The sequence below is a fragment of the Pontivivens nitratireducens genome, from assembly GCF_011290545.1.
GTDB classification, from domain to species: Bacteria; Pseudomonadota; Alphaproteobacteria; order Rhodobacterales; family Rhodobacteraceae; genus Pontivivens; species Pontivivens nitratireducens.
In genome coordinates, this window is record NZ_CP049811.1 from 938,411 (window position 1) to 950,633 (window position 12,223).

Here is a 12,223-nt window from a genome sequence, read left to right on the forward strand (position 1 = left end):
GGCAGTGGGCGGGGCTCTGATCTGTTGACTTGGCTGAAACCCATGCCTATGGTCCGCGCAAACAGGTGAAGGAGGCCAGCCGCCCCGCTGGATCGATCGAATGAAGGATCGGAGCAAGCTGGACGAGCTGGATCGCAGGATCGCCGCGGCGCAAACCGCGGTGCGTCCCAAGCCGAATGAAGAGAGCAAGTACCGCAAAGCCAACCTTGCGTGGCAGATGGTGATCGAGCTGGTGGCAGGAATGCTGATCGGCCTGGGAATAGGGTGGAGCCTCGACTGGCTCTTCGGCACGTTGCCACTCTTTCTTGCGACCTTCGGCATTCTGGGCTTCGCGGCCGGAGTGCGGACCATGATGCGCACCGCCGAGCGGGTGCAGGAACAAGTGGCGCTGGCGCGCCAGGATCAAGACCCCACCCCCGGTGGGCAAAGCGAGGATTGAGACGTGGCAACACCGACCGACGGCGAACTCTTCGCCATTCATCCGATGGATCAATTTGCCGTGGAAAGCCTGAGCGGTCACGGCGGCCCGGCAGGTCTGGCCGGTATTGGCATGTTCACAAATCAGATGCTGTGGCTGGCGATTACCGTTCTTGCGATCGCCGCGCTGTTCGTTCTGGGCAGCCGCGGTCGTGCGATGGTTCCGTCGCGCATCCAGTCGGTGGGTGAGCTGATGTACGGTTTCATCTACAAGATGGTCGAGGATGTGGCGGGACGCGATGCGATCCGTTTCTTCCCCTATATCATGACGCTGTTCACATTCATCCTGTTCGCCAACCTGCTGGCGCTGATCCCGACGAGCTTCTCCATCACCTCGCATATCGCGGTGACGGGTGTTCTGGCGATGCTGGTCTTCCTGGGCGTGACGGTGCTGGGTTTCATTCTGAACGGTGCGAAGTTCCTCAAGCTGTTCTGGGCCGATGAGGCGCCGCTGGCGCTGCGCCCGGTTCTGGCGGTGATCGAGTTGATCTCCTACTTCGTGCGCCCGGTCAGCCATTCCATTCGTTTGGGCGCCAACCTGATGGCAGGTCACGCCGTTCTCAAGGTGTTTGCCGGTTTCGCCGGCGGGCTGGCCGTGCTGACCTATGGTCCGGGCGCCATCGTTCCAATCGTTGCCATTTCTGCCATGTACGGGCTCGAATTGCTCGTCGCGGTAGTGCAGGCGTATGTCTTCACGATCCTGACATGCGTCTACCTCAAGGACGCGCTGCACCCCGGCCACTAAGGTCGGCGCAGCATCTCAATCGAGCCATTCCAACCTAAGGAGTACACACTATGGAAGGCGATATCGCAGCAATGGGCGCCTATCTCGGCGCAGGCTTTTCCGCAATCGGCATGGGCCTCGCCGGTATCGGCGTGGGTAACGTCGCCGCGAACTTCCTCTCGGGTGCGCTTCGCAACCCGGCGGCGGCAGGCGAGCAGACCGCGACCCTGTTCATCGGCATCGCATTCGCAGAAGCACTGGGGATCTTCTCGTTCCTCGTCGCTCTGCTGCTGATGTTCGCTGTCTGATCGACAGTATGCATTCCACCGCGCGGGGGCTCCTCGCGCGGTGAACCCTCTCTGAAACATGAGAGCACGACCGGCTCCACTGAGCTGATGACCCAGATTTATCGGACCTGTCCGCGATCCGCCTAATCCCGGATGCTGGTACAGGTTCAGGCCGTATCGGAGAGCTGTCATGGCGACATTAACCACGGAAGGCGCGGCTCACGGCGCAGACGTCTCGCACGAGGCGAGCGGTATGCCGCAGCTGGCGATCGAAACCTTCCCCAGCCAGATTTTCTGGCTGCTCGTGGCGCTGGTCGCCATCTACTTCCTGTTGTCGCGCGTCGCCTTGCCCCGGATCGGTGCCACGATCGAGGAGCGTCAGGACGCGATCTCCAACGATATCGAACGCGCCGCCGATTACCGCCGTCAGGCGGAGGCGGCGGAAGCTGCCTATGATCAGGCGCTGGCCGATGCAAGGGCCGAGGCTGGCCGTATCGCGGACAAGACCCGCGCCGACATCCAGGGTGAGATCGACGCCGCGATGGCAAAGGCGGATGAGCAAATCAGCGCCCAGACCGCCGAATCCGAGACCCGCATCGCCGCGATCCGTGACGAGGCGACCGTTGCGGTCCAGTCCGTCGCGAAGGAAACGGCGCAAGCTCTGGTCGCGGCCTTGACGCCCGATCTTGCCGATGACGCCGCAATCGACGCTGCCGTCGAAGCCCGCACGAACGCGTAAGGAGAGACGACAATGGATTTTCTTTACAATACCGATATCGTCGTCGCGATCGCCTTCATCATCTTTGTTGGCTTCCTGATCTATGTCGGGGTGCCCGGCAAGGTCACGAAGATGCTCGATGATCGGGCCGACAAGATCAAAGCCGATCTGGCCGAGGCGCGCGCCCTGCGCGAGGAGGCGCAGCAGGTTCTGGCATCCTACGAGCGTAAGCAGAAGGAAGTCGAACAACTGGCGGCGGAGATCGTGACGAAGGCCAAGGCCGAAGCGCAGGCGAACGCCGATGCCGCGAAGGCCGATCTGGCCGAGTCGATCGAGCGCCGCATCGCCTCAGCCAAGGATCAGATCGCCTCCGCCGAAGCGGGCGCCGTGCGGGAGGTCAAGGACCGCGCCGTCGAGGTTGCCGTTCAGGCCGCGCGCGACGTGATCGCGAAGCAGATGGACGCCGCCCATGCGGATGCCCTGATCGACGATGCGATCCAGCAGGTCGGTGCCAAGCTGCACTGATCCGGCACAGAGTGCTTTTTTGATAACGCCCGGTCCAAATGGTCCGGGCGTTGTCGTTTGTGGGGTGATCGCTCAACGCGCTGTGGCGTGGTACTCGGTGTTCGGGCGCATGTCGATTGCGCTGCTCATCCGGTTCGTCATGTTGAAGAAGCTGGCGACGGCCGCGATGTCCCAGATGTCCTTGTCCGTCCAGCCCGCATCGCGCAGTTTCTGGCGGTCGGCTTCCTCGATCCGGTAGGAACCTTCGGTCATGGCGACCGCGAAATCCAGGGCGGCGCGCTGCTGCGGTGTCACGTCGGCAACGCGGTAATTCATCACCAGCGCCTCGCCCAGCTCGGGGTGACCGCTAAGCTCACGCACCGCCGCACCATGTGCCACCAGGCAATAGAAGCAGCGGTTCACCGCACTGACCACGACGGCGATCATCTCACGCTCCAGCTTGGTCAGACCGCTTTCGCCCAGCATCAGGTCGTTGTACATCGTGGAAAAGGCGTCCAGCTTTGTGGTGTCGTGGGCATAGGACCGCAGGACGTTGGGAACCATCCCGAGTTTTTCCTCGCAAATTCTGAAGAACTTGGCCGTACGCTCCGGCAGGGGATCCTGCTGGCGCAGATTCAGGGCGGTGGGGTGATCGGGGTTCATGCGGTATCCTCCTTGATGCGGTAATGATAGCCACCAATATCGCTGAAGCCCATCGTCGAATAGAGCGCGAGGGCGGCGGTATTCGCCTCGGTCACGATCAGGCTCAACCAGGTGCAGCCCGCATCTGCGGCCCATCCGGCGCTGGCGGCGACCAGATCACGCGCAACCCCGTGGCGCCGATGGTGGGGCGAGATTTCCAGTGCGTGCAACATCGCCAGATCGCCCTTGGCGCCGACATAGACACATCCGGCGAGCCGATCGCCCAGGCGGCCTGTGATGTAGGTTTTCGGACAGGTCGCGCGGTCCATGATCTGCAAGCGTGCGGGACCGATGCCACCTTCGGCCCAGATTTCGGCCATGCGCGCAATCGGCGCTTCGCCCTGGACTGTGCGCGGACCGGCGGGCCGCATTTGTGCCAGTTCGGCTGCTGGGGCGACCAGCAAGCGGCAGGGGTCCTTGATGGCGTAGCCGGCGGCGTCCAGACGTTCGGCGAGGGCATCCTCACCCGTGCGCACCATCACTAGGGGGCCACATCCGTCCAGCGTCGGGGACTCGACCATTGCAGTTGCGGCATTGACGCGGCTGCCCCCCGCGCCGCCGATACGCCGCAGCCAGTCCCCGTTCTGGCGATACATCTCCGGCGGCCATGTCGCATCGAGAGTTGTGAAGATACTGGAGGGGTCTGGCAACTTCATGTCGTGTTCCGTCTTTCGCAAAGGTCTTTCCCTTGCTAGAGGTAATACGTCCCGCCGCAAAGGGGGGACGACGTTCTCGGGGCGGGGTGCAACTCCCCACCGGCGGTGATAGCCCGCGAGCGGCCTCTCGATCGAGAGGTGTCAGCAGATCCGGTGTAATTCCGGGGCCGACGGTAATAGTCCGGATGTGAGAGAACGGGAGCGGTCGCAATGTGACCTGCTCTCAATTGCCCTGGGTCCGTGTCACTTGGAGCAAAGGAGATTATCCCATGACACGCCCAAATCGTATCGCGTTCATCCGTGCCCGCTGGCACGCGGACATCGTGGATCGTGCCCATGACGGCTTTGTCGAAACCCTGGCGGAGCTGCGCCCGGACATGAGCGTCGATGTCTTCGACCTGCCCGGCGCATTCGAAATTCCGCTTCTGGCCCGCAGGCTGGCGCTGTCCGGGCGCTATGCGGCCGTGGTGGCCTGTGCCTTCGTCGTGGATGGCGGCATATACCGCCACGACTTCGTGGCCAGCGCGGTGATCGACGGATTGATGCGCGCGCAGATGGATGCCGACGTGCCGGTGTTGAGCGCCGTCCTGACGCCGCATAATTTCCACAACTCCACGGAACATCAGAGCTTCTTTGAGGCGCATTTCGTGGAAAAAGGCCGTGAAGTCGCCCGGGCCGCAGTTGCGGTGCTGAGCGCGGACGCGGCGTTGGAAGCCGTCGCCTAGCACGATCCGGATCGAGGGGGCATCACGCCCCTTCGATCAGCACAGCAAATGGCGATCAGCGCAGCAGGCGGGCTTTCTCGCGTTGCCAGTCGCGCTTCTTCTCGGTGTCGCGCTTGTCCGCATGGGTCTTGCCCTTCGCCAGACCCAGCAGAAGTTTCGCGCGACCCTTGTCGTTGAAATACATTTTCAGCGGTACGATGGTCATCCCCTCACGCCCGACGCCCTGCCATAGTTTCGACAGTTCACGCTTGTTTACCAACAGCTTGCGCCGCCGCCGTTCCTCATGCGCGAAGGCCCGGTTCATGGACTGCGCGAAGGGTGCGACGTAGGAGTTGATGAGCCACAGCTCCCCATCCTCGACGCTGGCATAGCTCTCAGCGATATTCGCGCCGCCTGCGCGCAGGCTTTTCACCTCGGACCCTTCGAGCACGATGCCTGCTTCGAGCGTATCCTCGACGGCATAATTGTATCGCGCCTTGCGGTTCTCCGCGACGGTCTTGTTGTTCGGGTCGGACTTCTTTTTCTGTGCCATGGGGATCAGATAGGGCTTCGCTCAACCATTCAACAGGCCCGCATGGACCATAGCTGCGCGAACGCGGTCCTTCACCGCATCCGAACACTCGACAAGGGGGAGGCGCACCTCCTCGGAGCATCTGCCCAACAGGGACAGCGCATATTTCGCAGGGACCGGGTTCGGCTCCAGAAACGCGGCGCGAAACAGCGGGAACAGGCGGTCGTGGATGTCGCGGGCGGTGGCGAAGTCACCGTTCAGGCAGGCCTCCTGCATCTGTGAGCACAGGCGCGGCGCGATGTTGCCGACAGTGGTGATGCATCCGACGCCGCCATGCGCATTGACCGCCAGCGACGTTTCGTCATTGCCGGAAACCTGAATGAAATCGACACCGCAGGTGATGCGCTGATCCGAGATGCGGGACACGTCGCCTGTCGCGTCCTTCACCCCGACGATCCGTTCCAGCTTCGCCAACTCACCCATTGTGGCAGGCGTGATGTCCACGACCGAACGCGAGGGGATGTTGTAGAGCAGGATCGGCAGGCCACACGCGTTATGGATCGCGGTGAAATGCGCCAGCATTCCGGCCTGATTGGGCTTGTTGTAATACGGGCTCACGATCAGCAGGCCATCCGCGCCGACTTCCTCGGCGTGGCGGGCGAAGCGGATCGCCTCAACCGTGTTGTTGGAGCCGGCACCGGCAATAACGGGAACGCGACCGGCGGCCTGTTCCACCACGATGCGCACGACGTCCTCATGCTCCTCATGGGTGAGGGTCGGGCTCTCCGCCGTGGTTCCCGCCGCGACCAGACCATGCGAGCCTTCAGCGATCTGCCAGTCCACAAAGGCGCGCAGCGTCTTCTCGTCCACCTTCCCGTCGGCAAAGGGTGTGACGAGCGCAGGGATCGAACCTTTGAACATGGGGAAGCTCCGAAAAATATGTGGTTGCGGGTGCTTGCCCGCAAAGCCGTGATTGGAAAAGCCCGCCGTCACGCCATATGGTCGAACGGAAAAGCATGTGTGTTGGGGGTTCTAGTGATTTTTGCCGTTTTGTCGAGAATGATCCTGCCGGTAACGGCAATCGCGTTGCTGGGCCTGTCGTCCGCGTCGGCGCAGGACGCCGCGCGGTCCGCGCAGTTGGTCCAGGCGGCGGACGAGCGTGAGTGGGTGCAGGCGGTTTCCGCCGCACAGGCGCTCGGCTCTGCGGAAGCGTTGGAGTTGGTGAATTGGAGCCGCCTGCGGGCCGGGGACGCGAACTGGTGGGAATATGTCCAGTTCATGCAGACCCGTGGCGACTGGCCGGGGCTGTCGCGGATGCGCCGCGTCGGCGAAGCGCGCATTCCCGCGAATGCGACACCTGCGAATGTCATCGCTTTCTTCGATGGTGAAAAACCGCAAACCGGCGTCGGCGTCGTCGCTTTGGACAGGGCGCTACGAGCCACGGGCCGCGCGGTGGAGGCGGACGCGCTGGTCGTGGACGCATGGCAAAACATGTCGCTGGACACCCTGGGTGAACAGATGCTTGCCGCCAGCCACCCCGCGCTGATCGCACCGTTCCATCAGGTGCGACTGGACAATGCCATCTGGGAGGGCCGGTTGGGCGAGGCGGAGCGTATGGTCCCCCGTGTCAGCCCCGATTGGCGCGCCCTAGCCGTCGCACGGATCGCGTTGCGTCGCAATCAGGACGGCGTGAACGGTCTGATCGACGCGGTCCCGGCCGCGCTGCAATCCAATGCGGGTCTTGCCTATGACAGGTTCCGCTGGCGCACGCAGCGCGGAGTGGACACCGCCACCGACCTGATGCGCGAGAGGTCCGTCTCCGCTGCCACGCTGGGCCGCCCGGATCGCTGGGCGCGCTATCGGCGCGATACGGCGCGGCGTGAGATGCGAACGGGAAATGTCGCCGTCGCCTATGAGATCGCCTCGCGGCACGGGCTAACCTCCGGGTCGGATTATGCCGATCTGGAATGGCTGTCGGGATTCTTGCAATTGCGAAAGCTGCGCAATCCGGGCGCCGCGATAGGTCATTTCGAGCGGTTCCTTGCGGCGGTGGACACGCCGATTTCCGTCGGGCGGGGCGGATACTGGCTAGGCCGCGCGCATGAGGCAGCGGGCAACAGAGCAGAGGCGGAGGCCGCTTACCGGCTGGGTGCTGAGCATCAGGTCAGCTTCTACGGACAGTTGGCCGCACAGCGGCTGGGCGCGGCACCAGATCCTGCCCTGTCGCGGGGGCAGCAGGTGGACTGGCGGCGAAGCTCCATCGCCAGGGACCCGCGCCTGACGGCCGCAGCTATATTGTACGCAGGCGGCGACTGGGTGAACGGGGAGTTGTTCCTGACGCGCATGATGCTGGATCAGCAGCAGGAACAGGCGATGTCCGCTGTGGCGCAATACGCACTGGACGAGGCGCGCCGCGCCGACAGTTCGGTCCGTTTGTCCAAGCAGGCCGCGCGCAGCGTCGTGACCTTGCCCTTGACCGCCTATCCGATGATGAACCTGCCCGCATTGCCCGGCAACTTGCCGCCTGAAATGGTCATGGCGCTGTCGCGGCAGGAAAGCGAGCTAAACCCCCAGGCCGAGAGCCGGGTTGGCGCGCGCGGGCTGATGCAGTTGATGCCCGGAACGGCACGCGATGTCAGTCGCCAGTTGGGAATCGAGTATTCGCTGGGGCAACTGACCAGCAACCCCGCCTACAACATCCGGCTGGGGACGACGTACCTGTCCGAACAACTGGCGGCCTTCGGCGGCAGCTACATCATGGCGGCGGCGGCATATAACGCGGGGCCGGGGCGGCCTCGTCAGTGGGCGCAACGCTATGGCGATCCGCGCTTTATGGATGTGGAGGAAGCCGTGGACTGGATCGAGGGCATTCCGTTCAACGAAACGCGCAACTACGTGATGCGCGTCCTCGAAGGAATGCATGTCTATCGTCAGCGGATAAACGGGCGTCCGGTTCCCTTGCGGATCGAGCAGGACATCACCGCGGGATGACATCGCGTGGGGCGCGCATTCTTTCGCGAAGAATCGTGTAGATCCCCGCGCCAACGATCAGGACAGCCCCCGCAGCTGTCCTCGGATCGAGGCGCTCACGAAAGATCAGCAGCCAGTAACCCGCGACACCAGTGACACAGAGCACCGCCATCCAAGCCCATCAGCTCCGCCCATTCGTTCCCAGCAGAACGGACGATCAGCGTGAGTCAGCTTCGCGTCGTTGGATTGCATTGGGACACCTCCGTGCCGTAGGTGATGCGTGATGGAAAAGATGGTCAATATCAAACCGCCCCCGCTGATCGCATACCGGCCACCCGCACGCCCGGTCGAGGTCGTGCATGTAGACGAACACCTGTTGATCGTGGCGAAACCTGCGGGATTGCTGAGCGTTCCGGGCAACGTCTTTACCGACTCCCTCGAACTCCGTTTGCGGCAGGTCTATCCCGAGGCGCTGTTGATCCACCGGCTGGATATGGACACTTCGGGCATCATGGTCTTCGCCCGGACGGTCTTGGCGCAGCGGCACCTGAACTGGCAATTCGAAAAGCGCACCCTGCGCAAGCGATACGTCGCGCGGGTGGAGGGCCACGTGGCCGGGCAGGCAGGCTTCGTCGCGTTGCCGTTATGCCCGGATTGGCCGAACCGGCCGTTGCAGAAAGTCGATTTCGAGCAGGGAAAACCTTGCCTGACGCATTGGAAGCTGCGCGAGCGCGGTGCGCGCGATACCCTGCTGGCCCTGACGCCCAGCACCGGCCGGACACATCAATTGCGGGTGCATTGCCGTGCCATGAGCCATACCATTCTGGGCGACCGGTTCTACAACGGCGCGAAGGCACCGCGTCTGATGTTGCACGCCGAGGCGCTGGACCTGCGCCATCCCGACGGCGGGGCGTGGCACACGTTCGAGGTGCCTTCGCCGTTCTGATCGGGAACCAAGCCTGCAAGTCCACGTTGATCGGGAGTATTCAACGGACGGAGATTTTCATGGCAGACCTCATTCGGGTCATCCTGTCGGTGCTTTTGCCACCGCTGGGCGTATTCTTTCAGGTCGGACTGGGCCTACAATTCTGGATCAATATCGTGCTGACGCTGCTGGGCTATATTCCGGGGGTGGTCCATGCAATCTGGATCATCGCACGTAAATGAGCGGCGTGGATCAGGCCAGACGGTTGCGGCGGATCGAGACTCTGGCCCGTACGCTGGATTCGAAATTCCGCATTCCGGGCACCGGCATCAGATTCGGCTGGGACGGCATCCTGTCGATCCTGCCTGTGGCGGGCGATACCGTCGCTGCGGGGCTGTCCGCCTATCTGATTTACGAAGCGTACAAAGGCGGTGCGCGCAAGCGAACGTTGACCAAGATGGGCACGAATGCGGGCGTGGACTGGCTGTTCGGCTCGATCCCCGTGGTGGGTACCATTTTCGACGTGGCGTACAAGGCGAACACCCGCAATCTGAAGCTGCTGCAGGAGGAACTGGCGCGACAGGCGCCACCGCAGGCGTAACGCGCCTCAAACGGAAAAGGCCCCGGCATCGCTGCCGGGGCCTTTCGTTTTCAGTCGGCCTTGTTCAGTCTGCGGGGCATCAGCCCTCGGACTTGATCTCTTCGCCGGTTTCCTGATCCACGACCTTCATGGAGAGGCGCACCTTGCCGCGATCGTCGAAGCCCATCAGCTTGACTTTCACTTCCTGGCCTTCCTTGAGCAGATCCTTTGGATGGCCCACACGCTCATTCGACAACTGCGAGACGTGCACGAGGCCGTCACGCTTGCCGAAGAAGTTCACGAACGCGCCGAAGTCCATCAGCTTGACGACCTTGCCGGTGTAGATCGCGCCGGCCTCAGGCTCCGCCACGATGGAGTGGATCAGCGCGCGCGCCTTGTCGATGGCCTCACCGTTGGGCGATGCGATCTTGATGATGCCGTCGTCGTTGATATCGACCTTGGCACCCGATTCCTCGACGATGGAGCGGATGACCTTGCCGCCCGAACCGATGACTTCACGAATCTTGTCGGTGGGGACCTGCATCGTCTCGATGCGCGGTGCGTGGACGGAGAAGTCCTGCGCTGTGGTGATCGCCTTGGACATTTCGCTCAGGATGGTCATGCGACCGGCCTTTGCCTGCTCCAGCGCGGTTTTCATGATGTCGGGCGTGATGCCTGCCACCTTGATGTCCATCTGCAACGAGGTGATGCCGTTTTCGGTGCCCGCAACCTTGAAGTCCATATCGCCGAGGTGATCCTCATCACCCAGGATGTCTGTCAGGATTGCGTAGTCGCCGTCATCCTCAAGCACCAGACCCATGGCGACGCCCGCCACCGGAGCCTTCAGCGGAACGCCTGCGTCCATCATCGACAGCGAGCCGCCGCAGACAGATGCCATCGAGGACGAACCGTTCGACTCGGTGATCTCGGACACGACGCGGATGGTGTAGGGGAAGTCGGTCGCCGCGGGCAGAACCGCCTGAAGCGCGCGCCATGCCAGCTTTCCGTGGCCGATCTCACGACGGCCCGGGCCCATCATCCGGCCAGCTTCACCGACCGAGTAGGGCGGGAAGTTGTAGTGCAGCAGGAAGTTGGAGCGGCTCTCACCGTGCAGTGCGTCGATGATCTGCTCATCGTCGCCCGTGCCCAGCGTGGTCACGACCAGACCCTGCGTCTCACCACGGGTGAACAGGGCGGAGCCGTGGGTGCGCGGCAGGATGCCGGTTTCCGACACGATCTGGCGCACGGTGTCGAGCGCGCGACCGTCGATGCGGTTGCCGTTCTTGACCACATCACCGCGCAGGACGGAGGATTCCAGCTTCTTGAATGCGGAGCCGAGGTTGCTGTCCTCCAGCTCTTCCTCACTCAGACCTTCGCGGATGCTGTCCCGCGCGGCGGAGATTGCCGCCTGACGTTCCTGCTTGTCACGAATGGCAAAGGCGGAGCGCATGGCGTCCTCGCCCAGGGATTTCACCTTGGCGAACAGATCGGAGTAGTCCGGGGGCGTGAAGTCGAATGGCTCCTTCGCGCAATCCTCGGCCAGATCGATGATCATGTCGATCACCGGCTGCATCTGCTGATGGCCAAAGTTGACGGCGCCCAGCATGACTTCCTCGGACAGTTCGTAAGCCTCGGACTCCACCATCATCACGGCGTCCTTGGTGCCGGCGACGACCAGGTCCAGGTGCTGTTCGGGGTTTTCACGCAGCTTGTGCATGTCGTCCACCGACGGGTTCAGCTGGTATTCGCCGTTCGAGTAGCCAACGCGCGCGCAGCCGATCGGGCCCATGAACGGCGCGCCCGACAGGGTCAGCGCAGCCGAGGCCGCAATCATCGCGACGACGTCGGGGTCGTTTTCCAGATCGTGGGACAGCACGGTGCAGATGACCTGCGTTTCATGCTTGAAGCCCGGAACGAACAGCGGGCGGATCGGACGGTCGATCAGACGCGAGGTCAGCGTCTCTTTCTCGGTCGGGCGCGCCTCACGCTTGAAGAAGCCGCCGGGGATCTTGCCGGCTGCGTAGTATTTTTCCTGATAGTGCACGGTCAGGGGGAAGAAATCGAAGCCCTTCTTGGGCTGCTTTTCGTACACGACGGCGCACAGCACGCTCGTCTCGCCATAGGTGGCGATGACGGAGGCGTCGGCCTGGCGCGCGACTTTCCCTGTCTCGATGGTCAGCGTATCGCCGCCCCATTCGATGGATTTCTTGAATTCGTTGAACATTTAGCGTCCTTCTAGGGCTTACCCGGCCTTCCGGGCGCCCCGTTCACATACGCGGCCCCATTGCCGCTGACCCCTGTCCTGCTGCACGCGCCGGGGTCGGAGAGCGTCGCGCAGATGCGCGCGTGTGTAGCTGGTTTTGAAAGGGATGGGTAGGGGGGAGCTGTTTTATGATGAATGGCAGCTTTGAGGCCAGAGTGCTGAATATTGCAGGTCGTATGAA

General features: G+C 62.8%; 15 protein-coding genes and 1 riboswitch. Of the genes, 10 read left to right on the forward strand and 5 right to left on the reverse strand.

Features of this window, described 5'->3' with window-relative positions; translation table 11 throughout:
* Window positions 1-100 precede the first annotated feature (100 nt).
* The 5 genes from G8E03_RS04475 (at window position 101) to G8E03_RS04495 (ending at window position 2,731) form a co-directional block, all read left to right on the forward strand.
* Entirely contained in the window at window positions 101-439 is a 339-nt protein-coding gene (locus G8E03_RS04475) for an AtpZ/AtpI family protein (protein ID WP_166189117.1), read from the forward strand.
* Window positions 440-484: 45 nt separating this feature from the next.
* Complete coding sequence (locus G8E03_RS04480) at window positions 485-1,222, forward strand: F0F1 ATP synthase subunit A (RefSeq protein WP_166193870.1); 738 nt, start codon at window positions 485-487, stop codon at window positions 1,220-1,222.
* A 50-nt stretch (window positions 1,223-1,272) separates the two neighbouring features.
* Entirely contained in the window at window positions 1,273-1,509 is a 237-nt protein-coding gene (locus G8E03_RS04485) for a F0F1 ATP synthase subunit C (RefSeq protein WP_166189120.1), read from the forward strand.
* A 169-nt stretch (window positions 1,510-1,678) separates the two neighbouring features.
* The gene (locus tag G8E03_RS04490) at window positions 1,679-2,227 is read left to right on the forward strand and encodes a F0F1 ATP synthase subunit B' (RefSeq protein ID WP_166189122.1); all 549 of its coding nucleotides are present in this window, start codon (window positions 1,679-1,681) and stop codon (window positions 2,225-2,227) included.
* Between the two features lie 12 nt (window positions 2,228-2,239).
* Window positions 2,240-2,731, forward strand: a complete 492-nt coding sequence (locus G8E03_RS04495) for a F0F1 ATP synthase subunit B family protein (protein ID WP_166189124.1) — start codon at window positions 2,240-2,242, stop codon at window positions 2,729-2,731.
* 72 nt (window positions 2,732-2,803) lie between these two features.
* Here G8E03_RS04495 and G8E03_RS04500 read toward each other — a convergent pair whose 3' ends face one another.
* Both G8E03_RS04500 and G8E03_RS04505 read right to left on the reverse strand, forming a co-directional pair.
* On the reverse strand, window positions 2,804-3,373 hold the full coding sequence (locus G8E03_RS04500; RefSeq protein WP_166189126.1) for a peroxidase-related enzyme: 570 nt from the start codon (window positions 3,371-3,373) through the stop codon (window positions 2,804-2,806).
* Window positions 3,370-4,068: a GNAT family N-acetyltransferase gene (locus tag G8E03_RS04505; RefSeq protein WP_166189129.1), complete on the reverse strand. Its 699-nt coding sequence runs from the start codon at window positions 4,066-4,068 to the stop codon at window positions 3,370-3,372. Before G8E03_RS04505 ends, G8E03_RS04500 begins: the two co-directional genes overlap by 4 nt.
* Before the next feature lie 68 nt (window positions 4,069-4,136).
* A riboswitch (FMN riboswitch) is annotated at window positions 4,137-4,269 on the forward strand.
* Between the two features lie 68 nt (window positions 4,270-4,337).
* On the opposite strand from G8E03_RS04505, the gene G8E03_RS04510 reads away from it, so the two are divergent.
* Window positions 4,338-4,793 carry a 6,7-dimethyl-8-ribityllumazine synthase gene (locus tag G8E03_RS04510; RefSeq protein ID WP_166189131.1) on the forward strand — a complete coding sequence of 152 codons (456 nt, stop codon included), beginning with the start codon at window positions 4,338-4,340 and terminating at the stop codon, window positions 4,791-4,793.
* 55 nt (window positions 4,794-4,848) lie between these two features.
* On the opposite strand, the gene smpB is transcribed toward G8E03_RS04510, so the two are convergent.
* On the reverse strand, window positions 4,849-5,325 hold the full coding sequence (gene smpB / locus G8E03_RS04515) for an SsrA-binding protein SmpB (protein WP_166189133.1): 477 nt from the start codon (window positions 5,323-5,325) through the stop codon (window positions 4,849-4,851).
* A 21-nt stretch (window positions 5,326-5,346) separates the two neighbouring features.
* The gene (dapA, locus tag G8E03_RS04520; protein ID WP_166189135.1) at window positions 5,347-6,225 is read right to left on the reverse strand and encodes a 4-hydroxy-tetrahydrodipicolinate synthase; all 879 of its coding nucleotides are present in this window, start codon (window positions 6,223-6,225) and stop codon (window positions 5,347-5,349) included.
* A 138-nt stretch (window positions 6,226-6,363) separates the two neighbouring features.
* Between dapA and G8E03_RS04525 the strand changes: the two genes are divergently transcribed.
* The 4 genes from G8E03_RS04525 to G8E03_RS04540 all read left to right on the forward strand — a co-directional run bounded on the left by G8E03_RS04525 (window position 6,364) and on the right by G8E03_RS04540 (window position 9,800).
* Window positions 6,364-8,295, forward strand: coding sequence for a lytic transglycosylase domain-containing protein (locus tag G8E03_RS04525; protein WP_205793264.1), 1,932 nt, complete (start codon window positions 6,364-6,366; stop codon window positions 8,293-8,295).
* A 262-nt stretch (window positions 8,296-8,557) separates the two neighbouring features.
* Window positions 8,558-9,220 carry a pseudouridine synthase gene (locus G8E03_RS04530; protein ID WP_240910426.1) on the forward strand — a complete coding sequence of 221 codons (663 nt, stop codon included), beginning with the start codon at window positions 8,558-8,560 and terminating at the stop codon, window positions 9,218-9,220.
* Window positions 9,221-9,279: 59 nt separating this feature from the next.
* Window positions 9,280-9,441, forward strand: a complete 162-nt coding sequence (locus G8E03_RS04535) for a YqaE/Pmp3 family membrane protein (RefSeq protein WP_166189140.1) — start codon at window positions 9,280-9,282, stop codon at window positions 9,439-9,441.
* Window positions 9,438-9,800 carry a DUF4112 domain-containing protein gene (locus tag G8E03_RS04540; RefSeq protein WP_166189142.1) on the forward strand — a complete coding sequence of 121 codons (363 nt, stop codon included), beginning with the start codon at window positions 9,438-9,440 and terminating at the stop codon, window positions 9,798-9,800. The genes G8E03_RS04535 and G8E03_RS04540 overlap by 4 nt, the downstream gene beginning before the upstream one ends.
* A gap of 79 nt (window positions 9,801-9,879) precedes the next feature.
* Here G8E03_RS04540 and pnp read toward each other — a convergent pair whose 3' ends face one another.
* Window positions 9,880-12,003 carry a polyribonucleotide nucleotidyltransferase gene (gene pnp / locus G8E03_RS04545; protein ID WP_166189144.1) on the reverse strand — a complete coding sequence of 708 codons (2,124 nt, stop codon included), beginning with the start codon at window positions 12,001-12,003 and terminating at the stop codon, window positions 9,880-9,882.
* Window positions 12,004-12,223 lie beyond the last annotated feature (220 nt).

What these genes read in the sequence shown, in the direction of transcription:
- G8E03_RS04475 (WP_166189117.1), top strand. Translation starts at nt 101, where the DNA reads ATGAAGGATCGGAGCAAGCTGGACGAGCTGGATCGCAGGATCGCCGCG.
- G8E03_RS04480 (WP_166193870.1), top strand. Translation starts at nt 485, where the DNA reads ATGGATCAATTTGCCGTGGAAAGCCTGAGCGGTCACGGCGGCCCGGCA.
- G8E03_RS04485 (WP_166189120.1), top strand. Translation starts at nt 1,273, where the DNA reads ATGGAAGGCGATATCGCAGCAATGGGCGCCTATCTCGGCGCAGGCTTT.
- G8E03_RS04490 (WP_166189122.1), top strand. Translation starts at nt 1,679, where the DNA reads ATGGCGACATTAACCACGGAAGGCGCGGCTCACGGCGCAGACGTCTCG.
- G8E03_RS04495 (WP_166189124.1), top strand. Translation starts at nt 2,240, where the DNA reads ATGGATTTTCTTTACAATACCGATATCGTCGTCGCGATCGCCTTCATC.
- G8E03_RS04500 (WP_166189126.1), bottom strand. Translation starts at nt 3,373, where the DNA reads ATGAACCCCGATCACCCCACCGCCCTGAATCTGCGCCAGCAGGATCCC.
- G8E03_RS04505 (WP_166189129.1), bottom strand. Translation starts at nt 4,068, where the DNA reads ATGAAGTTGCCAGACCCCTCCAGTATCTTCACAACTCTCGATGCGACA.
- G8E03_RS04510 (WP_166189131.1), top strand. Translation starts at nt 4,338, where the DNA reads ATGACACGCCCAAATCGTATCGCGTTCATCCGTGCCCGCTGGCACGCG.
- smpB (WP_166189133.1), bottom strand. Translation starts at nt 5,325, where the DNA reads ATGGCACAGAAAAAGAAGTCCGACCCGAACAACAAGACCGTCGCGGAG.
- dapA (WP_166189135.1), bottom strand. Translation starts at nt 6,225, where the DNA reads ATGTTCAAAGGTTCGATCCCTGCGCTCGTCACACCCTTTGCCGACGGG.
- G8E03_RS04525 (WP_205793264.1), top strand. Translation starts at nt 6,364, where the DNA reads ATGATCCTGCCGGTAACGGCAATCGCGTTGCTGGGCCTGTCGTCCGCG.
- G8E03_RS04530 (WP_240910426.1), top strand. Translation starts at nt 8,558, where the DNA reads ATGGAAAAGATGGTCAATATCAAACCGCCCCCGCTGATCGCATACCGG.
- G8E03_RS04535 (WP_166189140.1), top strand. Translation starts at nt 9,280, where the DNA reads ATGGCAGACCTCATTCGGGTCATCCTGTCGGTGCTTTTGCCACCGCTG.
- G8E03_RS04540 (WP_166189142.1), top strand. Translation starts at nt 9,438, where the DNA reads ATGAGCGGCGTGGATCAGGCCAGACGGTTGCGGCGGATCGAGACTCTG.
- pnp (WP_166189144.1), bottom strand. Translation starts at nt 12,003, where the DNA reads ATGTTCAACGAATTCAAGAAATCCATCGAATGGGGCGGCGATACGCTG.